This is a genomic window from Vibrio sp. 10N.222.49.A3, from assembly GCF_041475145.1.
Taxonomy (GTDB): domain Bacteria; phylum Pseudomonadota; class Gammaproteobacteria; order Enterobacterales; family Vibrionaceae; genus Vibrio; species Vibrio tasmaniensis_A.
In genome coordinates, this window is record NZ_JBFRVM010000035.1 from 66,371 (window position 1) to 89,175 (window position 22,805).

Here is a 22,805-nt window from a genome sequence, read left to right on the forward strand (position 1 = left end):
TTGTGTATTACTGTTTACCAATTGAGCTGTATTTTGTAATATTAACGGATTATAAAGGCTAAGCACTGTTATATAAGGATGTGTTTGTGGATAACGTAATCTCAAATTTAAAAAAAGAGTTCTATACTCATGTCCGTTCTGATAAATGGGCAGAAAAATACAGTGCAAAGTCGAGCATCTCTACACTGACACAAGAAGAGTTAAGTGAATTAGAAAATGCTTGGGTGCAGCTTGTTATCTGGAAGCAAACTCAACTAAGCTGATCGTTCCGCAAAAAGTGTAGTCTTAGCCGCAATTGATTGATTTATAACCCCATGTTGGTCATCCCAACGTGGGGTTTTTTGTTACCTAGAAAATTAATTGTTATAATATAACAATTTGTACGTGGTCGACCTTGAAAAAAATTGTTAACAGCCTCATAGTGTCTATCATTAGATAGTTAGCTACAAAATATTGCCTAGACATATAGTGTAGTGTTGTTAAATACATCGAATTTTCAAGTGAGTATAGCTATGGCGGAAGTGCGTGCCAGAATAGATTTCAAAGTAGGGGTAACAAGCAGTATTGATGCTGAACTTCTGTCTTTTCATGGATTGAAAACAGATAAAGAGCATGTTGCTGTGATATTTAAATCAGCGGATAAGACACAAGACATACCTCTTGTTCGTATGCACTCTGAGTGCCTGACTGGTGATGTTTTTCATTCTTCTCGCTGTGACTGTGGTGAGCAGTTAGATGAAACCATCAGAATTATGGGTGAGACGGGGGGAGTGATTCTTTACTTACGCCAAGAAGGTCGTGGTATTGGTTTGTATAACAAAATCGATGCGTACCGTCTGCAAAGCGAAGGCATGAACACCTATGAAGCGAATAACCACCTAGGTTTTGGTGATGATTTACGCGACTTTACCGAAGCGGCAGAAATGCTTCGCGCTTTAGGAACCACAAAAATTCGTTTGGTTACTAACAACCCTAAGAAGATCAATGAGCTGAAATCTTTCGGTATTGAGATTGAAGAAGTGGTGAATACTTCTGCACATATCAAGTCGGGAAATGAGAGTTACCTGAAGGCGAAAGTCTCACACGGTAAGCATAATCTGGATATTTGATAAGCTTCCTTTTATTGCTATAGCACAAAAGTATTTAAAGACCTCACAAATGTGAGGTTTTTTTGTATTTATCTTGCAATAAAATTGTAAGTTTGTATTATTCAAATCTGTAGTGTAAATGATAATGGTTTGCACTATTACTACGAATAATAATTCAAAGCTCAACAAGGATGCTTCATGACCATTAAATCTTTAGTGACAAAAGCCGTAACTTCGTCACTCATTTTTGCCTCTGCTTCTTCTTTTGCAGCAGTAACTCAAGATCAAGTTGTAGAACATTACGCCGATATTGCTCATGCAGTGTTTGCAGATTCAGTAATTACAGCAAAAGCGTTGAACTCTTCTATTGATACCTTCTTAGCTTCTCCTTCTGCTGGCAATTTCGAACAAGTAAAGCAAGCTTGGCTAGACTCTCGTGTACCTTACCAACAGTCTGAAGTATTTCGCTTTGGTAACGTTGTTGTAGATGATTGGGAAGGCCAATTAAATGCATGGCCGCTAGATGAAGGCCTTATCGATTACGTTTCGACTGATTACCAATATGAACTTGGTAACGAAGGCGCTAGCGCAAACATCGTTGCAAATAAGACTTTCCAAATTGGTCAGACAACAGTAGACGCAACTAACATTACTCCAGAGCTAATTGCAGACCTGAACGAGATCGGTGGTTCTGAAGCGAACGTAGCGTCTGGCTACCACGCGATTGAATTCCTACTTTGGGGCCAAGATTTAAACGGTACTAACAGCGGTGCAGGTGAGCGTGCTTACACTGATTTCGTTGTTGGTGCTGAGTGTACTAATGGTAACTGTGACCGTCGTGGCGCATACCTAAAAGCATCAGCTGAACTACTTATCCAAGACCTAGAGTGGATGGAAAAGCAGTGGGCTGAAGGCGAAAAAGGCAACTACCGTCAAGAGCTTCTTTCTGAATCTAGCGAGAACGGTCTACGTAAAATGCTATTTGGTATGGGCTCACTATCTCTAGGTGAACTAGCGGGTGAGCGTATGAAAGTTGCACTAGAAGCAAACTCGACTGAAGACGAGCATGATTGTTTCTCTGATAACACGCATAACTCTCACTACTACAACGAGCAAGGTATCTACAACGTATACACTGGCTTGTACAAGCGTGAAGATGGTTCTCTACTTTCTGGTCCTAGCCTGTTTGACCTCGTTGAGCAAAAAGACGAGCAAGCGGCGAAAGAGATTCAAAAGCAGTTTGACCTAGCACGTGCACAAGTTGGTCAACTTGTTGTGTCAGCAGAGAAAAATAACCAGCACTTCGATCAGCTAATTTCTGCTGACAACGCTGCGGGTAACGCACTAGTAAACAAAACGATTGTTGCGCTAGTGTCTCAAACCGCTGCAATCGAGCGTGCTGCTGGTGTTATTGGCATTGATAGCCTAAACCCAGACACAGCGGATCACGAGTTTTAAGAACCCGAGGTTAATACCAATCGTAGTAAATAACTGGTCAGCCTAGCTAGTTAAAACGCTCGATAACTGCGTTGTAATTTTTGATTGTAGAATAACTACTTATCAGAAAATCACGCCTTGTTCTCAAGCCTTTTTCCTGAGCTATTTCTGATCACTTACTTACTGTGATTGGTATAGAACTAATGTAAGGGCTCTTATTGAGCCCTTAATTGTTTGTTATTCAAAAAAGTTACTCCCTAATAAAAACTAAAATCAAAAACACAGCAAGGCAATGTATGAAGTCGTATCTCTCAGCCTCACTATTAACCGCACTGTTTTTCTTATCTCCGTTGCACGCCCATGAAACCTACTCTGGTGGCAAAACCACAGTAAAGAAAGAGGGCGCGAACGCTTTTTCTCTTCCTGCAGCCAACCTTCCAATGAGCAAACGCTTGGATTTCAACGTAGGTAACAGCTTCTTTAGAAACCCTTGGGTTCCTGCGCCGTCATCAACCGATGCACGTGATGGGTTAGGTCCATTGTTCAATACCAACGGTTGTCAAAACTGTCACATCAAAGATGGTCGTGGTCATGCGCCTGAAAAAGATGACCAGAACGCGGTTTCATTGTTGGTCCGCTTAAGTATCCCTGCTGAAACGCCAGAACAGAGACAAGCCTTCATTCGTGATGGTGGTATTCCTGAACCAACTTACGGCGGCCAGTTACAAGATTTCGCGCTTCAAGGTGTAAAACCCGAGGGCAAAGTGAACATCAGCTACACCGATGTTCCTGTTGAATTCAAAGACGGTACAGTCGTTACTTTGCGTAAACCAATTTTAAAGATTACTGATCTTGCCTTTGGCGAGATGCATCCTAAAACTGAGTTTTCAGCTCGTGTTGCGCCGCCAATGATTGGCCTTGGTTTACTTGAAAGCATCCCGCAAGAAACGATTCTCGGATTTGCTAAACAGCAGTTGGCCGACAAGCAAGGTGTTTCAGGCAAAGCGAACTACGTTCTTGATGTTCAAACTAACGAAATGGCGTTGGGTCGATTCGGTTGGAAAGCTGGCCAGCCAAACCTAATGCAGCAAAATGCGGCGGCGTTTAACGGTGATTTGGGCTTAACGAGTCGCTTATTCCCGAATGAAAACTGCACATCAGCGCAATCAACCTGTGATGATTTTGCGAACGGTGGCGAGCCAGAAGTCAGCGACAATATTCTAGATTTTGTTGAGTTCTATTCGCAGCATTTAGCGGTCCCTATTCGTCGCAACGTCGACAACCCAGCCGTCGTGCAAGGTAAAAAATTATTCAAAGACGTTGGTTGTCAGAGTTGCCACCAAGCTGAAATTCGCACAGCAGAGCGTGAAGGGTTACCTGCGTTGTCTAAGCAATTAATCAGTCCGTATACCGATATGTTGTTGCACGATATGGGGGAAGGCTTAGCCGACAATCGCCCTGAATACCTTGCCAATGGCCAAGAGTGGCGTACGACGCCATTATGGGGATTAGGCTATACCAAAGAAGTGAATGGTCATACGTTCCTGCTTCATGACGGTCGCGCAAGAAACGTTATGGAAGCGGTACTTTGGCACGGTGGTGAAGCAGAAATGGCGAAACAAAACGTTCTGTCTTTGAATGCCACTGAGCGTGAAGCACTACTGGCGTTTTTGAATTCGCTATAGTCGGTCTGAGATTCAGACATTCAAAGATCGAGTTAACCCAAAGAACACAACCGCTGAACGTGTAGGAATACGAGTTCAGCGGTCGTTTGGTATTTAATGAACTCATATAATTAAAAGAAAAATTAGGAAGTAAGGTAACAGCATGACGCATAAATTTTTGTTAATGCCTTTGTTGGTATTAATCATGGCAGGCTGCCAATCATCGGGTGAACAAGCTGCTTCATCTGAGGTTAATGGTGTGTCTTATCAAGCAGATACGACCGACCACATCAGTCGCAGTGTCTATCAACAAGAGTTTGATTCAGCCGTCCTATTCGCCAAGCAAGCCAACGAGCTAGAAGTCTTGATGCAGGGTTACTGCCAAACTAATGATGTTGAGTTAGATGCTTTAAAAAGTCAGTGGCAGCTCACCATGAACAGTTGGATGGCACTGCAAGGGCAAGAAAGAGGCCCAACAGCGGCACTTGAAGAGAGCTGGAATATTCAATTTTGGCCAGATAAGAAGAACACCACCGGTCTTAAAATGCGTCAATTGACTCAGCAGGATAAAGCATGGTCTCAAGACGAAATCGCACAGCAGAGCGTGACCGTTCAAGGGCTGGGTGCGTTGGAATGGTCGCTTTATGACGAGCAATCGCCACTGCTTCAAGACAAAACACTAGGCTGCCAATCATCACAAGCGATTACTGAAAACTTAGCGATTAAGTCATCTTCGATTGCACAGGCATGGCAGGTTAACCCTTGGTTAGCGTTAGACGAGACTCGTTGGGAGTCTGAATACATCGCTTTATTGACCAACCAACTTGATTACAGCATGAAAAAGCTGAGTCGCCCAATGGCCAAAATCGGTCATCCGCGTCCTTACTTCTCAGAATCATGGCGTGCACAAACTTCGATGACTCAACTAAAAGCGAATGTAGCAGCACTTCAAAAGCTTTATCTGGCTGATGGTAATGGTCTTGATGGCTTATTAAGAGAGAGGGGCTTAAACGATCTTGCTGACCGTGTTGCTGACCAGTTCACGCTAACGCTAGATACTTGGCCTACAGACTCAAGTTTGTTCGAGTTGCTGCAGAGCAAAGAGGGCTACCGAAATGTGCTGACTCAATACAACAAACTAGAACGTTTGAAGTACTTGATTCATGAAGAAGTGGCGATAGAGCTTGGCGTGGTAATAGGATTTAATGCTACCGATGGTGACTGATACTACACGAAGAACGCTACTCAAGGCTGCACTGGGTTGTGCAGCTGTACCTGTACTTCCGTTTGGCTGCGCTAGTCGCTCTGGCGCCGCAAGCACATCTAATGATCCTCAACTGATCGGCTGTGCGCTTAATGGTCGTGGCCAATATTCAGCGGTTGTGGCTGACGAATATGGTATGCCGCTGAGTCAACTGCCGATCCCAGATCGTGGGCATGGCGTCGCGATTTGCCCAACATCATCACATGCGGTGGTTTTTGCTCGTCGTCCTGGTGACTATTTTATGGTGTTTGACTATAAAAATGGTCAGCAGATCAAGATGGTCGTGAAAGGTAACAATCGCCACTTCTATGGTCATGGCGTTTACTCATTAGATGGCAAGTTACTGTATGCCACGGAAGGGAAAACCGACAGCAGCCAAGGTGTGATTGGTGTTTACGATGTCTCACAAGGCTATCGTAAGGTCGAGGAGTTCACTGGCTTTGGTATTGGCCCTCATGAAGTGATCATCATGCCGGATGGAAATCTCGCGATCGGCGTTGGCGGCGTTCATACTGACGGTAGAACACCGAAAAACTTGAATTCAATGCAACCGAGTTTAAGTTATGTTTCACCTGAAGGTGCGCTGCTTGATCAGGTTGAATTGCTAGACAAGAAGCTGAGCATTCGACACTTAGCCCATGATGGTGCTGAAACCGTACTATGTGGCCAGCAATATCGTGGTGAACCAGATGAGTATCCTTCACTTTTGGTGATGCATACCAAAGGCGGGCAGTTTGAATCACTGAATGCAGAACCAGAGCAATGGGCAAGGTTCAATCACTATATCGCCAGTATTGCGGCGTCAGATGATTGGATTATTGCGACTTCGCCAAGAGGCAACTGTTATGGTATTTGGTCTAAAGAGACTAAAGAGTTAGTGGAGCTCTCTGCGTTGTCTGATGCTTCTGGCGCAGTGCTGCTTGATGGTGAATTTCGACTCAGCTCTGGAGCGGGCAGTGTGGTGAGCCAACACAAGCCTTATGAGAAATCAACTCAGCAATCATCGGTCCAGTGGGATAACCACTGGAGTGCAATCTAGTTCATAAAACTCCTTAAAAAATAACATGCTTACTCCTATTTCTTTGCCATACTTATGAGATGATTGGTGATGGGGTTAAGCATGTTAGCAAAATACTTCTGTGGATTATTGGTGTTAGTCTCTGTGCATGCATGGAGCTATACGAGTTCTGACGAGAGCCGATTTATTCCGGCTGATTCAGAGCTCTCTTTTATGCTGATTTATCCAGAGCTTACCCAAAGTATTTATCAAGACTCATCTCTTCCAATTTTGTGGGATTCGCCTGAACTTGTTAAGGCGTTTGAATTCCAGTTGTCGCTTCTCGAACAAGCGCAAATGGCCCCGCTTTTTGAACGACAACTTAAGCAAATCCGCCACTATCAAACTCGTGGGCAATGGCAAGAGTTGGACATCTTATTAACCGATACCTTTATTTATTACCTAAGCTACGTTGAGAATGCGCCACTTGCCGGTAAAGAGTGGTATTTCTCGGGCAAGCTGCATTCCAAGTTGCCTGCGCCTTCTCCACATATCCTGATGAGATTGAAAAGCAGTGTCACCAATGATTACTTATTAGAAATGGTATTGTCCTATGCGCCGCCTGTTGGGGATTTTGACCAATTCAAGGCGACCTACTCCGTGCTAGAAACTGCGTCTGAACTCAATATAGAGCGATACAGACAGAAAGGGTTGAAACGCTTAGGTGATGAGCTTTCAGACAAAACCATTCTTGTTGAACGCATTGCTTTGGTTGGTGTTGATACCTCGATGATCGCGGTCGATTTCCCTGTATTTGACCAAGATCTGCAATCGGCAATTAAGTCTTTTCAGCGAATGCACGGCCTGACAGACGATGGGATCGTCGGGCCGGATACGATCAAATGGATCAACATGAGCTTTGATGAACGATTGACTTCGCTGGCTCTCAATGCCGAACGTGTTCGTTTGTGGCCAAGAGACAGAGACTCTCTCATCGTCGTCAATGTCCCTAGTTTTGATATGAAGTATTGGGAAGATGGTGAAGAGGTCTTTGAGTCCAAAGTGGTCGTGGGCAGAAAGTCGCGAAAAACACCGCTTTTAGAGATAAACCTAGATTCGGTTATCTTAAATCCTACTTGGAACGTGCCATGGAAAATCATGGTCAAAGACATCTTGCCTAAAGTAAAAGCGGACGAAAGCTACCTAGAGACACACAACTTTCAAGTGATTGATGGTTGGCGCACCATGGAAACCGTCGACACCACAGATATTGATTGGCAGACCATCAATTTCAATTCGTTCCCATATCGAATGCGTCAACAGGCGGGCTCACGTAATGCATTAGGTTTGTACAAGTTCAACACGCCCAACAAGCGAGCGATCTATCTGCACGATACGCCAAGTAAAGGCCTGTTTAATGATGACTTCCGTGCTTACAGTTCAGGTTGTATACGTGTCGAACATGCAGAGGAATTGGCTGAATTGTTGTTTGCCACCAAGGTAAGGAAAGTACCTAACCAAAGTAACGATCTTGCTCCTAATACTAAGGTTCGCCTCAAGAAGCGAATCCCCGTGCATATCATCTATCAAACTGTGCTGTTTGAAGAAGGGGGTATACAGTATCGTGGTGACATCTACCAATATGATAAAGAGGGTGGTTAACCATCATTGAAGCCAATAAGGGTGATCTTGACCAAAAAATGACAACCAAGCTTCTATTGATAAAATTATAATGTGGATCAATAACTAACCGTACAAAGGTTACAATTACTAACCTTTTGGGCGGTTTTTGTACGTTGACGCAGCAATTTCCATTATGTATCGTGCATTTTTCGTTCGATCTAATTGGTTTTTTTGCTGTATGTCTCAAAGTTTATTTTCACGCCGTCAGTTTCTGACTTACGCTGGTGGTACTGCTGTTGTCGCCTCAATTACTCCTTCTATCGCTTTTGCGTCATACCCTGATCAACCAAGAACGATTAGCATGAACAATCTTCACACAGGTGAACGATTAGAGACCTGTTATTTCGATGGTACTAACTATGTTGGTGATGAAATGGCTCGTCTAAGCAAACTGTGCCGTGATTTCCGTCGTAATGAGATTCATCCAATGGATAAGAACCTGTTTGATCAGATCACTCAGATTCAAAATGTACTGGGTATTCAAAAAGAAGTTCAAATCATCTCTGGTTACCGTTCTCCAGCGACCAATGAAGCACTGCGCTCAAAGTCGAGTGGCGTAGCCAAGAAGAGCTACCACATGTTAGGTAAAGCGATCGATTTCCGTATTGATGGCGTTAACCTAAAAGAATTAAGAGACGTTGCTAAAAGCTTGAATGCGGGTGGTGTCGGTTATTATGCACGTAGCAACTTTATCCATATTGATACAGGTCCAGCACGCAGTTGGTAGTGTTAAGCTGAATTTACGAGCGAATGCTAGGTACTTGTCAAAGTAGACATCCAATGTCATAGTTTGCCCAAATTTCAGTTTGCCCTCTAAGGTTTGTATATGTCTCTTAAGTATCAAGTTGTCCCTGTTACCTCGTTCTCTCAAAACTGCTCAATTGTGTGGTGTGATGAGACAATGGAAGGCATCGTTGTCGATCCGGGCGGTGATGTTCAGCAACTGGCTGCTATCATCGAAGAGTTAGGTGTTAAAGTGGTGAATTTGGTATTGACTCACGGTCACCTAGACCATGTGGGCGGAACAGTACCGCTTGCTGAAATCTTGAACGTGAACATTGTTGGCCCACATAAAGCCGATAACTTTTGGCTTCAAGGTCTAGAGAATCAAAGCCAGATGTTCGGCTTCCCACTGTGTAAAGCCTTTGAACCAAACACTTGGTTAGAAGAGGGCGACAAAGTGACTTTTGGTAACCAAGTTATCGATGTGATTCACACGCCGGGTCATACTCCGGGTCACGTCGTGCTATTCAGTGAGCAAGCGCGTATGGCGTTTGTTGGTGATGTTTTATTTAACGGTGCTATTGGTCGCACGGATTTCCCGCAAGGCGACTTCAACACGCTAATTGCTTCAATCAAGACTAAGCTTTGGCCGCTAGGCAGTGATGTAACATTCGTACCGGGTCATGGTCCTGAGTCAACATTTGGCCGTGAGCGCGCATCAAATCCATTCGTTGCCGACGAGATGCCTATATATTAATTAAATCTTTGATTTAATATAAGAACGATTGAAAATGAAGCTTAGCTTTTGTTATGGAAGCTAAGCTTTTTTATTGCGTGCGGTTTTACTTTTAAACCAGTTTAATTTTAATCAGAAAGACGTTCGGCTGCCGCCAAGTAGCGTCGAGCCAGTCCAACAAACTCCTCCCCACTGATCTTCAGATCATGGGTTGATATGAAAATGTCATACCCGTGGAAGCCTCTTTGATATTTCATTCTGTTGGCAAGCATCGCCTGTAATCAAGAATAGTCTTTAATCACCGCGTTGTGATTATTTGCTTTATCGGATGAATCCGCATCCATTTGCGTTTGTTGAGCGCTGAAACTCACTTTGTCGGTATTCTTTGATTCTTTATATTGGCTTAATTCCACACACCCGTTTTCGGTACAACGAGTGTGGTAGTGCGATGAGTCTAAAACCATATCTTCAAAGTTCGATTCTTTACCCGCTTGCTTCGCTCCCAAGTACAAAAGTGCTCGTTGGCTGAGCAATAATTCGCAGGTTATTTTTGGGCAAATAGAGTCAAGGTAGGACGAGTAATCTTTCATTTTAATGCCGACCCAAGGGAGAGGTTGATGCCAACCCTCTTGTTCGTAGGTACACATGCCAATCTTTTCAATATTGCTCCACTTTAAAACCCACCCACCTTTATAAAAATGCTGTTGAAAGTGAGTGGGGGTGAGCGTGAACATCACTCTGCTACGAAGCATCAAATAATAGCCCGTGCCCAAAAGTGCGCTAATGCAAAATGCACCCACGATCAGTAATTTTGAGTTATCAATGTATAACGCCATGATTAGGCAAGCGAATCCTAAAATGATGGCGATAATTCGATATGATTGCGTAAATGCAGGCAAAGAGAAATTTGTAAGGTGACGAGTGTCCATAGGCAACACCAAGTTTTCATATTTTTGTCTGGATGGATAACCAGTGTATATGACCCTGAATTGATAAGTCGATGATTAAATAATAGACGCTAGTAGACAATATCGGTATTTTTCGTCGACTTTCGACGCTTCACTCTACAAATAGCTCCGGTTTTTTGGTATAAATCGCGCTTCAAATTTTCACCACTGCGAAAAGAGCAGTGAACTGGAGAAATATTCAATGAGACTTGCTCATAAGCGTAAGGTGCAGGCTAAACTGCAGAAACGCACTAAAGCGGCTGTAGTTAAAGCAGTGGCAACGCCGAAAAAAGCGAAGCCTGTCGCAGAGAAAGTTGTAGCAGAAAAAACTGTAGCAGCAAAACCAGCGGTAGAGAAAGCAGTAGCAGCAACTAAAGAAGTTGCAGTAGCACTGACTCCTAAGCAACAACAAGTTCTAGACATCGTTGTTAGCAATGCTGAAGGCATTAACCCTAAAGGTATCGGCCTAGCAGCTGGTCAAGAAGACGCGAAAGCAGCTTCATGGGCAACAGGCGCATTGAAAAAACTTCTTGAAGAAAACCTAGTAGCGAAAGAGCAACTTGCAGGTAACAAGGTTATCTACAAAGCTATGTAATCCCGCGGGATTACATTCGCTTCGTTAAAGTTTTTAAGCCTCGATTATCGAGGCTTTTTTGTATCTGGAGGATCATGCTAACCCTAACCCCATACACACATTCAAACCTAGCCCCAGAAGCCTTTTCCCAATCGGCAGGCCCCTTCCGTTATTCACCAGTCTTTCGCGTGTCCCATGTTTCGAATCAGTAGGTACCAAAGTAGGACGTCTAATTCTCTGAAACTTTGATTTATATGGATAAATGCATTTAAGTGCGTATTCGATGTGTGGCGAGAATAGAGCTTCCTCACGAAATGGAAATCAATTGTTAATGCAGTTTCACTATAACTACTTAGGTATTTATCAATACTAATTACCCTAATGAATCTCCCAGAGCCTTTAAAATCGACATCGCTAAATTATCTCCTACGTAGTTCTACGTAACCCTTTGGTCTAATACGCAGTTTATGTGAGTCCGTCGTGCGTGCTCTCCCTGATATCTTGTTGCTACATCACGGTGCACTCTTATGTTGAATCATAAAAAATGCTCATAGAAAGAGTGTTAACCCAACAAAGGACGTGAATATGAGTCTCATTTCTAACTCCCTCACACGAGTTTTTAAAAACGTTGCAGTTACTGCAGCGGCTTGTTTAGCTTTGGTCGCTACTGGTGCTACTGCTGCTGATAAGGTTTATCGCTTGAAGCTTGCTGAAACATGGGGACCAAACTTCCCTGTATTCGGTGACGCGACGAAGAACATGGCTGCGATGGCTGAGAAAATGTCGAACGGTCGACTGCAAATCAGAATCGATTCTGCGAACAAACACAAAGCACCGCTTGGCGTTTTTGACATGGTTAAGTCTGGTCAATACGACATGGGACACTCAGGCTCTTACTACTGGAAAGGTAAAGTTCCAAACACGCTTTACTTCACTTCTATGCCTTTCGGTATGACGCCAGCTGAACAATATGCGTGGTTCTATCACGGTGGTGGTATGGAGTTGATGGAGCAGGTTTACTCTCCACATAATTTGATGTCGTTCCCAGGTGGTAATACGGATATCCAGATGGGCGGTTGGTTTCAAAAAGAGATCAACAGTGTGGAAGACCTACAAGGTCTGAAAATGCGTATCCCTGGCTTTGCTGGTGAGATTCTAGCGGAGCTAGGCGCTAAACCTACCAATATTGCCCCAGGTGAGCTTTACACGTCTCTAGAGCGTCGCACAATCGATGCACTAGAGTGGGTAGGCCCATCACTTGATCTGCGTATGGGCTTCCACAAGATCGCGCCTTACTACTACACAGGTTGGCATGAGCCGGGTTCAGAGCTTCAATTCCTAGTGAACAAGCGTACATGGAACAAGCTTCCTGAAGACCTACAAGAAATCTTGCGTGTTGCAATGCGTACAGCGGCTTACGACATGTACACACAAGCAACGCACGAAAGTGGAAAGAACTGGGTTTCAATGAAAACAGAATACCCAGACGTACAAGTTAAAGATTTCCCACCAGAGGTTATGTCTGCACTGAAAGAAGCGAACGATCGCCTACTTGCTAAGCACGCTGAGAAAGATGCATTGGCAAAAGAGATTCAAGCTTCACAAGCAAGCTACCTAGAGCAAGTACGTTCATGGACAGATATTTCACATAGAGCTTATTTAAATAGCCAAGCGAAATAATCGACAGTTGTTGAACTGAAGCTAATGAACCCAAAGCTATTCTTTTTAGGTAACTAAGAGTGATTAAGCGGCGGGTTCATTTTAACCATAATAATTAAGCAGGTTAAATCCTGTAATACGCCCAAGAACCCTTTCTACGTCGTGCCTATTGCTAGCTATAAACTGAATCGTTTTTAGTTTGGGTCAGTTGTGCTGCGCGATGTCTTTTCAAATTCCATGGAGTCGGGAATGCGAAGTCTAATTTATATTGAACGCCTGTTTAATCGTATCGGTGATGCACTGGGATGGCTTTCCAGTATGTTGTTTATTCTACTTATCGCTAACGTTGTGTATGACGTTGTGATGCGATACGCCTTTAACGATGTGTCTATCGCCTTCCAAGAGATGGAATGGCACCTTTTCTCAGCCGTTTTTCTATTAGGTGTTCCTTATGCCATCAAGGCAGGTGGTCATGTTCGAGTAGACGTGTTCTACGAACAATTGAGCTTTAAAGCGCAAGCCATTATTGACCTGCTAGGCACACTGATCTTTCTGATGCCTTTCTGTTTGCTGGTTGCTTGGTTTGGTATTGATGTTGCCAAAGAGAGTTATAACCTCGGCGAAACCTCAGGTGACCCGGGTGGCCTGCCATATCGATGGATCATCAAAGCCATGATTCCACTGTCATTTTTCTTGATGGCACTCAGCGGAGTCGGTTTGATCCTGCACTCATTGAACAAGATTTTTAATCCGCACCTTATCCATGCAAACAATACTCATACAAAGAATAAGTAGAGGCTGAACATGATTGGAATAGTAATGTTTTTCGTAGCCTTGTTTGCACTTTTACTTGGCTTCCCTGTGGCGTTTACCTTTGGTGGTATCGCACTAATCTTTGGTGTTTGGGCGGAAGGCATCGAAATGTTTGCCTTCATGCCATATCGAATTCAATCAATCATGGAAAATACGGTGCTGATGGCCGTTCCATTGTTTGTTTTCATGGGACTTGTTTTACAAAAGACTAAGCTTGCTGAGCAGTTACTTGAGTCTATGGGACGACTGTTTGGTGGTGTACGAGGTGGTATCGCAATCTCGACAGTTCTCGTAGGTTCACTGCTTGCCGCTTCAACCGGTGTGGTAGGCGCTTCTGTGGTTGCAATGGGGCTTATCTCGTTGCCCGTCATGCTCAAGTACAACTACGACAAAGGCTTAGCCTGCGGCACCATCTGTGCGTCTGGTACGTTAGGGCAAATCATTCCGCCATCCATCGTCTTGATTCTATTGGGGGACGTATTGGGTGTTCCGGTAGGTGACTTGTTCCAAGCCGCGATTTGGCCGGGCGTGATGTTAGTGGGGGCTTATATCGTTTATATCTTAATATACGCGAAGCTTAACCCTGAAGCCGCTCAACCAATTGAGCGTGATGATTCCATCAGCCGTAAACAAGAAGTCATCAACGCATTGAAAGCAATCATACCGCCACTCGCGCTGATTATTGTCGTATTGGGCTCTATCTTTGCGGGTGTTGCTACGCCGACAGAGTCTGCTGCTCTGGGTGGTGCGGGTGCGATGGTACTCGCTTTGCTCTACGGTCAGTTTAGTTGGTCGATGGTGTATGACGCCTCTAAAGAGACGGTCAAAGTAACGGCAATGGTATTTGCTATCTTGTTGGGTGCAACGGCATTCTCAATGGCGTTTACTTATACTGGCGGTGATTATCTGGTTGAAGAATGGATGCTGCAGTTGCCGGGTGAGAAGTGGGGTTTCTTGATCATTACCATGTTGGTGATTTTGATTCTGGGTTTCTTCATCGACTTCGTAGAAATCTGTTTCATCATTGTGCCGATTATTGCGCCTGTTGCTGAACTGATGGGAATCAACATGACTTGGTTCGCAATCCTTATCGCGATGAACCTTCAAACCTCATTCTTGACGCCACCGTTTGGCTTCAGTTTGTTCTATCTAAAAGGGGTGGCACCAAAAGGTGTGACTACCAAGGATATCTACCGAGGCGTGATGCCTTTCATTTTGATTCAAATCCTCGTACTTGGATCACTTCTCGCTTTCCCATCTTTCTATGGAATGTGAGTGAAGCCTAGAATGTGAATGATATGTTTCAACGGCTATCCATAAATTGATAAAGTAAAACGGCTTATTGATGTTCAATAAGCCGTTTTTTGTGAGGAAAAGGAATGCCTCTAAAAGTTAAGCTGATTTTGCTGACGCTACTCCCGTTGCTGATTGTAACGGCGAGCATTAGTTGGATCTCGTTACACCAAACTAAGACGTTGGGTGAGAAAGAGGTCGAAATCTTCCGAGACAGCTTAATTAAGTCGCGTGAAAACGCCCTCAAAGACACTGTTGATCTCGCATTTGATGCCATCGAACATATCTACAATGATCCCGATATCCAAGAAGCACAAGCCAAAAGAGAAGTTCGAACCATATTGTCTAAACTAAGGTATGGCTCTGACGGTTACTTCTTTGCGTATGATCGCCACGGAACCAATTTGGTTCATCCAATCCAGCCAGAGTTGATAGGGCAAAACTTACTTCAACTGCAAGATGAAGATGGCGACTTTCTGATAGAAGCCTTGTTAAGAGAAGCACAAACAGGCGGAGGATTTCACCAATATTTGTGGCAAAAACCTTCGACAGGTGAGGTGGTCTCGAAGCTGAGTTACGCCGCTTGGTTAGAGCGCTGGGACTGGATGATTGGCACCGGCTTGTATATTGAGGATGTGCATCAAGAAGTGGCCTCGATGCAGGCCGCAATTAACAAGAATATTGAAACCACGTTCTTTTCGATTGTGGTGATTCTGAGTGTGACGGTCGCGGTCATCATTGTACTGACCTTGGCCATTAACATGCATGAACATCGGATAGCGGATAACAACTTGAAGGAACTAGCTCATAAGACGGTGATGTTTCAAGAGGACGAAAAGAAGCACCTAGCGCGTGAGTTGCATGATGGTATTAACCAGTTATTAGTGTCGAGTCGCTGTCACTTAGAACTGCTCGGTAATAAGCTACAAAGCGAAGACCTTAAAGTGCATTTGAATAAGTCTCAGCATTCACTGATGCGGGCAATCGAAGAGGTGAGGCATATTTCGCATCAACTTCGACCAAGTTCATTGGATGATATCGGCTTAGAAGCGGCGTTGTCTTCGCTGTTATTAGACTTTCAGGCGCACTCGAGCATTGAAGTGGAAACCTTGTTTAATACGCAGCCGGGAAAGTTGAAATCAGAAGCTGCGACGACTTTATATCGAGTGGTGCAAGAGTCACTGAATAATATAGAGAAACACGCACAAGCGACCAAAGTAACGGTTATCGCACAGCAAATTGGAAATGTGTTGCAGTTGCTCATCCAAGACGATGGAGTCGGTTTCAATACCTATAAAGCAATGGAAAAGCGAGGTATTGGGTTACGTAACATGAGAGAACGGGTGGAGTTCATCGGTGGTGACTTTGAATTGATGAGTGAGGTTGGCTTTGGAACGGAAATTACAGTGTTACTGACACTAGAGGGATTAGTGAATGAGTGAAGTTATTCGAGTTGTGATTGCAGATGATCACCAAGTGGTACTGGATGGCTTTATGGCGAGATTAGAACTCGAGCCTGATATTAGCGTGATAGGTACAGCCAGCAATGGATTAGAAGCCGTTGAAATGGTTAAAGACCTGCGCCCTGATGTAGTGTTGATGGATATCAGCATGCCTATCATGAATGGTATTGATGCCACTCACCTGATTAAAGAGGAAGATCCTCAAGCTAAGGTGCTGATGCTGACCATGCATAACAACCGTGAATACATCATGAAGGTGATGCAATCGGGTGCTGTCGGCTATATGTTGAAAGAAATTTCGGCTGAAAAAATGGTGCAGGCAATCAAGACGGTCAATCAAGGCTCAACCTATTTCTGTGAAAAAGTGACTCAGAACTTGTTTACTCAGCCTATTACTCCCACACAATCTGTGAAGAACCCATTGAGTAGGCGTGAGGAAGCTGTGTTGAAATTAGTGGCTAAAGGGGAGAGCAGTAAAGAGATCGCGAAGGGATTAAATATCAGTTACCGAACGGTTGAAACCCATAGACAAAATATCAAGCATAAGCTCGACATTCACTCTACGGCAGAGCTTGCCAAGTATGCTGTTAGCTCTGGGCTTGTTGAGTGATGTTACGCTAAATTACAGTGAATGTGTAATTTAATTACCAAATGTGCCGTTTACACCCGTTTTTTGATGGTTTTTTTAGTATTTTTGCGACGAGTTGTTATTCTTCCTTTCGAAATTTAAGTGCCAAATGCAATGTTGCAAATTGTGCGCTACTAATTAGAGAGGATGCATGGAGCCTGTAAAGGATAGGTATAGTATTGATAATACTGATTATACCGTAGGACAAGATAATGTTCAGAAATGGGGTTTTGATGTTCATAACCCTGTATTTGGAATCAGTGCTGGGGCGATAATTGCTTTCCTGATTGCGCTTTTGGTTGCAGAACCTGAAACAGCTAAAGCGGCACTTGATGGCGTTAAGTGGAAAGTCATCGGTAACTTCGATGGTTTCTTTATGTGGGCTGCGAACCTTTTCGTATTTTTCTGTTTTGTCCTCATTATCTCCCCGTACGGAAAGATACGTATAGGTGGCGATGATGCTAAAGCAGAGCACTCTAACCTATCTTGGATGTCGATGTTATTCGCCGCGGGAATGGGTATTGGTTTGATGTTCTGGGGTGTGGCAGAGCCAGTAGCTTACTTTACCGGTTGGTATGAAACACCGCTCGGTGTTGAAGCGTATTCTCCTGAAGCGGCTAAGTTGGCACTAGGTGCAACCATCTACAACTGGGGCTTGCACGGTTGGGCAATCTACGCCGTTGTTGCTTTGTCTCTTGCCTTCTTTACTTTCAATAAAGGCTTACCGCTTTCTATTCGCTCAATCTTTTACCCGCTACTCGGTGACAGAACTTGGGGGTGGTTTGGTCATATCGTTGACATTGTCGCAGTACTTGCAACATTGTTTGGCCTTGCAACATCACTTGGCCTAGGTGCACAGCAAGCCGCAAGCGGTATTAACCATGTATTTGGTACCGATGGCGGTATTGGTATGCAGCTTATTGTTATTGCAGTGGTAACACTGTTGGCAACAATGTCGGTGATTCGCGGTATTAACGGTGGTGTTAAGGTTCTAAGCAACGTCAACATGGTTGTTGCATTAGGCTTGCTGATCTTCGTAACTATCGCGGGTGGCATGGCGGGTATTAAGGCGATACCAACCGCGCTAATGGGCTACATTGAGAACTTTATTCCTCTTAGCAACCCTCATGGTCGTGATGATGAAACATGGATGCAAGGTTGGACGGTATTTTACTGGGCTTGGTGGATTTCATGGTCACCATTCGTAGGCATGTTCATCGCTCGTATCTCTAAAGGTCGTACAATTCGTGAATTCATCGTTGCAGTCTTATTTATCCCGACGTCTGTCATTATCATTTGGATGGCTATTTTCGGTGGTATTGCGATTGACCAGGTGGCGAATAAAGTGGGTGAGATTGGTATAAATGGTCTGCAAGATATTACACTTTCTCTATTCCACACTTATGATGCGCTGCCAATGAGCTCAGTGCTTTCAGTGGTATCGATTGGTTTGATTATGGTGTTCTTCATCACTTCATCAGACTCAGGTTCATTGGTTATTGATAGCATTACTTCTGGCGGTAAAGTCGATGCACCTGTTCCACAGCGTGTATTTTGGGCATTGATGGGCGGCGCGATTGCGGCGGTTCTACTGTGGGTTGGTGGTACTGAATCTATTCAGGCATTACAAGCTGGAACAGTCTCAATGGCATTACCATTTGCTTTCATATTATTGCTTATGTGCCTAAGTTTATTTCTTGGTTTACGTACAGAGAATCAATTGGTTAAGCAGCAAAGTGCTTTGAGCTAAAAGTATTTTTTCAAATAGAGGCCGACTTAGTCGGCCTTTTTTTCGCCGCAAATATAAGTGATTATCTATATTTTGTTTGAAAATCCATCGAACTGATTCTAGTTTACTGAAAACAATAAGTTAACCTGCTAAACTTCAGACATCCAAGTATTTGAATTATTGTGACAACAGCTTGTACTACTTGGATCGTATGTTCGAGTTTGTGATTCAGTCACAGGAAAGTAAGGGATATGAGGTCAACAGATCTTATAAGTATTCCGTAGAGAGGAATAATGACTAAAGGTATAGATAAATACAGTATCGACAGTACGGATTACACTGTTGGTCAAGATAACGTCCAAAAATGGGGTTTTGACGTTCATAACCCAGTGTTTGGTATCAGTGCAGGACTCATCACTTTGTTCTTGATCGGTGTGCTGCTTACAGATACCGCTTCAGCAAAGTCAGCATTGGATGGTGTTAAATGGCAAATTATCAATTCATTTGATTGGTTGTTCATTTGGTCCGGCAATATTTTCGTTATATTTTGCTTAGGCTTGATTGTTTCTCCGTTTGGTAAAATCCGCCTTGGTGGTGTTGATGCAACGGCAGATTACTCATTCATGTCTTGGTTATCGATGCTATTTGCTGCAGGTATGGGTATTGGCTTGATGTTCTGGAGTGTTGCAGAACCTGCGGCTTACTACACAGGTTGGTATGAAACGCCACTTGGCGTAGAGGCAAATACACCAGAAGCCGCAAAACTAGCACTCGGTGCAACCATGTATCACTGGGGGCTTCACCCTTGGGCTATTTATGGTGTTGTGGCGCTTTCACTGGCTTTCTTCTCTTACAACAAGGGATTACCGCTTTCAATTCGTTCTATCTTCTACCCAATTTTAGGTGATAGAGCGTGGGGCTGGGCTGGTCACATCGTTGATATTCTTGCTGTACTTGCAACCCTGTTTGGTTTGGCGACATCGCTTGGCCTTGGTGCGCAGCAAGCCGCAAGTGGTATTCAGCATGTATTCGGCATTGAGGCAGGCTTAGGGTTACAAGTCATTGTTATTACCGTAGTAACTTTGCTAGCGGTCGTATCCGTACTTCGTGGTATTGATGGTGGCGTTAAAGTTATCAGTAACATCAACATGTTGGTTGCTTTCCTACTGCTTATCCTAGTAGCTCTAATCGGCTACGCAGTGACTCTAGGTTCAATCCCTACAACATTGATGGCATACATCGAGAACATCATTCCGTTGAGCAACCCTCACGGTCGTGAAGATGAAGCTTGGTTACATGGTTGGACTGTATTCTACTGGGCCTGGTGGATCTCATGGTCTCCATTTGTCGGTATGTTTATCGCGCGTGTTTCTAAAGGTCGTACTGTTCGTGAGTTCATTACAGCGGTACTGATTGTTCCAACGACAGTGACTATCATTTGGATGTCAGTGTTCGGTGGTATGGCAATTGATCAAATCGTGAATAAGGTTGGTACCCTAGGTCAAAATGGCTTAACTGATGTATCACTGGCAATGTTCCAAATGTTTGATGTATTGCCGTTTGGTACTCTGCTTTCAATCATTGCGGTTGTATTGGTTCTCGTATTCTTTATTACATCGTCTGACTCGGGCTCTTTAGTCATCGACAGTATTACCGCTGGTGGTAAAGTTGATACGCCAGTGCCTCAACGCGTATTCTGGGCGTTCCTTGAAGGTGCGATTGCAGTAGCTCTATTGTGGGTTGGCGGTACTGAAGCCGTTCAAGCTCTGCAAGCGGGTGCAATCTCAACAGCATTGCCATTCACCATCATTCTATTGTTGATGTGTGTGAGCCTACTAATGGGTATGCGAACAGAGAAAAGATAGACTACCTACTATTCGATTTTTCATCTTTTTGATGTCGAATACAAAGTAAAACAAAAGGCAGAAGAGGAAACTCTCCTGCCTTTTTTTATCCATTTTACAGCCTGTAAAACTGTATATATCGTAGAAATCGTCGTTGAAATGGCGCCTTGAATTTGGCGAAAAGCCAAGTAATTGGCGAAAGCTAAGTTTTTGGTTTTATTGCAAATATAATGTGATGTAAAACTGTGAAATAGCTCGAATCGTTTGCTTAAATTGGGTAGTATTCGCTAGATTATCCACTACTCGTGAAACTTTGACATGAAACTAACACTTAAGCAGAAGTTAATAGGTGCTAGCCTATCTGCTGTTGTCGTTATGGCAACAGCGTTAACTTGGTTATCAGCAAACCAATTATTTGAACAGACTCGTAACGGCGTATACCTGCGAGCTGAAAGCGTATCAGAAGCAGCATCTGAAGGTATTAAAAACTGGATTGATATCCGCACCGATATCGCATCAGCATTTAATGACTTTTCACGAGAGGATGATGTTGTTCCTTTCCTTAAGCAAGCTCGTGTAGCGGGTGGCTTTGACGATATCTTTTTAGGTACTCCAGAAGGCGGAATGTACCGTTCACATCCTGAACGTAATCGCGCCGGTTACGATCCTCGTCAACGCCCTTGGTACCAGGAAGCAAACGCAGCCGGTAAGCAAATTATTACAACCGCTTATCAAGATGCGATTACCCAAGCGCTTCTAGTTACGATTGCTGAACCTGTTCGTCATAACGGTAAGCTTGTTGGTGTTGTTGGTGCGGATGTACTTATTGATCAACTAGTCAACGATGTTATCAGCTTAGATGTTGGTGACAACGCTTACGCAATGCTCATTGATGCCTCTGACGGCACATTCCTAGCACACCCAGACTCAGCACTGAGCCTTAAGCCTGTAAGCCAGCTTTCAAACGACATTTCTATGCCTATCATCGAAAACGCAGTGCGTACGGGTAGCATCGAGATCATCAAAGAGCGCGGTGCTGAGAAGCTTCTTTACTTCACTAATGTGCCTAATACGAACTGGATTTTTGCAGTTCAGATGGACAAAGCAACAGAAGAAGCGAATCACTCAACACTACTTACTCAGTTGATCACAACGGCGGTCATTATTACGTTAATCGTAATCGTATTAGTGTCCTGGTTAGTGAGCTTCCTATTCCGTGATTTGAACCGTGTTTCAGCGGCACTTGAAGAAATTGCTTCAGGTGAGGGCGACCTTACACAACGTCTTGAGCCTAAGAGCGATGACGAAATTGGTAAGCTTGCTGAAAACTTCAACCGTTTTGTAGGCAACATGCACACCATGGTGATCAAGCTAAGCGAAGTATCTGCTGCGCTAGGTAACCAAGCACGTCAAACGGCTTCTCAAGCTGAAGAGCGTAGTGCTCGCATTCAGATGCAACAAGACGAAATCAATATGGTAGCAACAGCCGTGAACGAAATGGCTGCAGCAACACAAGAGATTGCGGGTAATGCTGATCAAACTGCACAGAATTCATCTGAAGCTGTTGGCGCGTGTGAGCACGGTACGGGTCAAGTTACACAGACTCAAAGCTCAATCCAAAACCTTGCACAAGAAGTTCAAGTTGCAACGAACGTGATTCTTGAGCTTGAAGAGCACGGCAATAGCATCAACGCTATCTTGTCCAATATCCAAGGCATTGCTGAACAAACTAACTTACTTGCACTTAACGCAGCGATTGAAGCTGCCCGTGCTGGCGAACAAGGTCGCGGTTTTGCGGTTGTTGCTGATGAAGTGAGAGTTTTGAGCCAACGTACACACGGTTCAACTCAAGAAATTCAACAAACGATTGAATTACTGCAAGGTACAACGGGCAAAGCGGTAAGTATCATGAACGATAGCCGAACGCTTGCTGAAACCAGTGTTGATGACTCAAACTCAGCGGCCGCTAGCTTAACGCAAATTCATGCTGCTGTTGAACGTATCAGTGATATGGCGACTCAAATCGCTTCTGCTGCAGAAGAGCAAGCGTCAGTAACGTCTGAGATTACTCGTAACACTGAAGGAATCCGTGACGTATCTAACGAGCTAGCAGGTGAAGCGCACCAAGCTGCAGAACAAGCTGCTCAGCTTTCTGAACTGTCTAATGAACTAGAAAATGAAATCAGCCGTTTTAAGCTGTAATTATAGATAGATAGATAGATAGATAGAAGCCCCAACTTAGGTTGTAATGCCGATCGTTTAA

General features: G+C 44.0%; 18 protein-coding genes and 1 pseudogene. 18 read left to right on the top strand and 1 reads right to left on the bottom strand.

Annotated elements, in window-relative coordinates:
- Window positions 1-86: 86 nt before the first annotated feature.
- The 9 genes from AB4589_RS07160 (at window position 87) to AB4589_RS07200 (ending at window position 9,613) form a co-directional block, all read left to right on the top strand.
- On the top strand, window positions 87-263 hold the full coding sequence (locus AB4589_RS07160) for a hypothetical protein (RefSeq protein ID WP_009848837.1): 177 nt from the start codon (window positions 87-89) through the stop codon (window positions 261-263).
- A gap of 249 nt (window positions 264-512) precedes the next feature.
- Complete coding sequence (gene ribA, locus AB4589_RS07165; protein WP_009848836.1) at window positions 513-1,109, top strand: GTP cyclohydrolase II; 597 nt, start codon at window positions 513-515, stop codon at window positions 1,107-1,109.
- Window positions 1,110-1,286: 177 nt separating this feature from the next.
- The gene (locus tag AB4589_RS07170; protein WP_372099922.1) at window positions 1,287-2,546 is read left to right on the top strand and encodes an imelysin family protein; all 1,260 of its coding nucleotides are present in this window, start codon (window positions 1,287-1,289) and stop codon (window positions 2,544-2,546) included.
- Between the two features lie 275 nt (window positions 2,547-2,821).
- On the top strand, window positions 2,822-4,210 hold the full coding sequence (locus tag AB4589_RS07175; RefSeq protein WP_372099924.1) for a di-heme oxidoredictase family protein: 1,389 nt from the start codon (window positions 2,822-2,824) through the stop codon (window positions 4,208-4,210).
- 142 nt (window positions 4,211-4,352) lie between these two features.
- Window positions 4,353-5,414 carry an imelysin family protein gene (locus AB4589_RS07180; protein ID WP_372099926.1) on the top strand — a complete coding sequence of 354 codons (1,062 nt, stop codon included), beginning with the start codon at window positions 4,353-4,355 and terminating at the stop codon, window positions 5,412-5,414.
- Window positions 5,404-6,492, top strand: coding sequence for a DUF1513 domain-containing protein (locus AB4589_RS07185; protein ID WP_009848832.1), 1,089 nt, complete (start codon window positions 5,404-5,406; stop codon window positions 6,490-6,492). Before AB4589_RS07180 ends, AB4589_RS07185 begins: the two co-directional genes overlap by 11 nt.
- A gap of 81 nt (window positions 6,493-6,573) precedes the next feature.
- A complete protein-coding gene (locus AB4589_RS07190) occupies window positions 6,574-8,112 on the top strand; it encodes a murein L,D-transpeptidase (protein ID WP_009848831.1) in 1,539 nt (512 codons plus the stop codon).
- A gap of 199 nt (window positions 8,113-8,311) precedes the next feature.
- Entirely contained in the window at window positions 8,312-8,860 is a 549-nt protein-coding gene (locus tag AB4589_RS07195; RefSeq protein WP_009848830.1) for a YcbK family protein, read from the top strand.
- A 99-nt stretch (window positions 8,861-8,959) separates the two neighbouring features.
- Window positions 8,960-9,613 carry an MBL fold metallo-hydrolase gene (locus tag AB4589_RS07200; RefSeq protein ID WP_029223976.1) on the top strand — a complete coding sequence of 218 codons (654 nt, stop codon included), beginning with the start codon at window positions 8,960-8,962 and terminating at the stop codon, window positions 9,611-9,613.
- A 107-nt stretch (window positions 9,614-9,720) separates the two neighbouring features.
- Here the strand turns inward: AB4589_RS07200 and AB4589_RS07205 are convergent.
- A pseudogene (locus tag AB4589_RS07205) lies at window positions 9,721-10,521 on the bottom strand (DUF2982 domain-containing protein).
- Between the two features lie 220 nt (window positions 10,522-10,741).
- Here AB4589_RS07205 and AB4589_RS07210 point away from each other — a divergent pair.
- From AB4589_RS07210 to AB4589_RS07250, 9 genes are all read left to right on the top strand, one after another.
- Window positions 10,742-11,134: a hypothetical protein gene (locus AB4589_RS07210; RefSeq protein WP_012604302.1), complete on the top strand. Its 393-nt coding sequence runs from the start codon at window positions 10,742-10,744 to the stop codon at window positions 11,132-11,134.
- Window positions 11,135-11,698: 564 nt separating this feature from the next.
- A complete protein-coding gene (locus tag AB4589_RS07215; RefSeq protein WP_009847138.1) occupies window positions 11,699-12,793 on the top strand; it encodes a TRAP transporter substrate-binding protein in 1,095 nt (364 codons plus the stop codon).
- Window positions 12,794-13,021: 228 nt separating this feature from the next.
- Entirely contained in the window at window positions 13,022-13,567 is a 546-nt protein-coding gene (locus tag AB4589_RS07220; protein WP_052879091.1) for a TRAP transporter small permease subunit, read from the top strand.
- A 9-nt stretch (window positions 13,568-13,576) separates the two neighbouring features.
- A complete protein-coding gene (locus AB4589_RS07225; protein ID WP_009847136.1) occupies window positions 13,577-14,860 on the top strand; it encodes a TRAP transporter large permease subunit in 1,284 nt (427 codons plus the stop codon).
- Window positions 14,861-14,964: 104 nt separating this feature from the next.
- A complete protein-coding gene (locus tag AB4589_RS07230; protein ID WP_012604299.1) occupies window positions 14,965-16,320 on the top strand; it encodes a cache domain-containing protein in 1,356 nt (451 codons plus the stop codon).
- Window positions 16,313-16,951 carry a response regulator transcription factor gene (locus AB4589_RS07235; RefSeq protein ID WP_009847134.1) on the top strand — a complete coding sequence of 213 codons (639 nt, stop codon included), beginning with the start codon at window positions 16,313-16,315 and terminating at the stop codon, window positions 16,949-16,951. The genes AB4589_RS07230 and AB4589_RS07235 overlap by 8 nt, the downstream gene beginning before the upstream one ends.
- 169 nt (window positions 16,952-17,120) lie before the next feature.
- Window positions 17,121-18,719: a BCCT family transporter gene (locus tag AB4589_RS07240; RefSeq protein WP_012604297.1), complete on the top strand. Its 1,599-nt coding sequence runs from the start codon at window positions 17,121-17,123 to the stop codon at window positions 18,717-18,719.
- 272 nt (window positions 18,720-18,991) lie between these two features.
- Complete coding sequence (locus AB4589_RS07245) at window positions 18,992-20,563, top strand: BCCT family transporter (protein ID WP_009847132.1); 1,572 nt, start codon at window positions 18,992-18,994, stop codon at window positions 20,561-20,563.
- Window positions 20,564-20,860: 297 nt separating this feature from the next.
- Window positions 20,861-22,744 carry a methyl-accepting chemotaxis protein gene (locus AB4589_RS07250; RefSeq protein WP_017101414.1) on the top strand — a complete coding sequence of 628 codons (1,884 nt, stop codon included), beginning with the start codon at window positions 20,861-20,863 and terminating at the stop codon, window positions 22,742-22,744.
- Window positions 22,745-22,805: the final 61 nt, after the last annotated feature.

Bases quoted from the DNA above. Each gene is read 5' to 3' on its own strand.
- ribA (WP_009848836.1), top strand. From the start codon at position 513: ATGGCGGAAGTGCGTGCCAGAATAGATTTCAAAGTAGGGGTAACAAGC.
- AB4589_RS07170 (WP_372099922.1), top strand. From the start codon at position 1,287: ATGACCATTAAATCTTTAGTGACAAAAGCCGTAACTTCGTCACTCATT.
- AB4589_RS07175 (WP_372099924.1), top strand. From the start codon at position 2,822: ATGAAGTCGTATCTCTCAGCCTCACTATTAACCGCACTGTTTTTCTTA.
- AB4589_RS07180 (WP_372099926.1), top strand. From the start codon at position 4,353: ATGACGCATAAATTTTTGTTAATGCCTTTGTTGGTATTAATCATGGCA.
- AB4589_RS07185 (WP_009848832.1), top strand. From the start codon at position 5,404: ATGGTGACTGATACTACACGAAGAACGCTACTCAAGGCTGCACTGGGT.
- AB4589_RS07190 (WP_009848831.1), top strand. From the start codon at position 6,574: ATGTTAGCAAAATACTTCTGTGGATTATTGGTGTTAGTCTCTGTGCAT.
- AB4589_RS07195 (WP_009848830.1), top strand. From the start codon at position 8,312: ATGTCTCAAAGTTTATTTTCACGCCGTCAGTTTCTGACTTACGCTGGT.
- AB4589_RS07200 (WP_029223976.1), top strand. From the start codon at position 8,960: ATGTCTCTTAAGTATCAAGTTGTCCCTGTTACCTCGTTCTCTCAAAAC.
- AB4589_RS07210 (WP_012604302.1), top strand. From the start codon at position 10,742: ATGAGACTTGCTCATAAGCGTAAGGTGCAGGCTAAACTGCAGAAACGC.
- AB4589_RS07215 (WP_009847138.1), top strand. From the start codon at position 11,699: ATGAGTCTCATTTCTAACTCCCTCACACGAGTTTTTAAAAACGTTGCA.
- AB4589_RS07220 (WP_052879091.1), top strand. From the start codon at position 13,022: ATGCGAAGTCTAATTTATATTGAACGCCTGTTTAATCGTATCGGTGAT.
- AB4589_RS07225 (WP_009847136.1), top strand. From the start codon at position 13,577: ATGATTGGAATAGTAATGTTTTTCGTAGCCTTGTTTGCACTTTTACTT.
- AB4589_RS07230 (WP_012604299.1), top strand. From the start codon at position 14,965: ATGCCTCTAAAAGTTAAGCTGATTTTGCTGACGCTACTCCCGTTGCTG.
- AB4589_RS07235 (WP_009847134.1), top strand. From the start codon at position 16,313: ATGAGTGAAGTTATTCGAGTTGTGATTGCAGATGATCACCAAGTGGTA.
- AB4589_RS07240 (WP_012604297.1), top strand. From the start codon at position 17,121: ATGGAGCCTGTAAAGGATAGGTATAGTATTGATAATACTGATTATACC.
- AB4589_RS07245 (WP_009847132.1), top strand. From the start codon at position 18,992: ATGACTAAAGGTATAGATAAATACAGTATCGACAGTACGGATTACACT.
- AB4589_RS07250 (WP_017101414.1), top strand. From the start codon at position 20,861: ATGAAACTAACACTTAAGCAGAAGTTAATAGGTGCTAGCCTATCTGCT.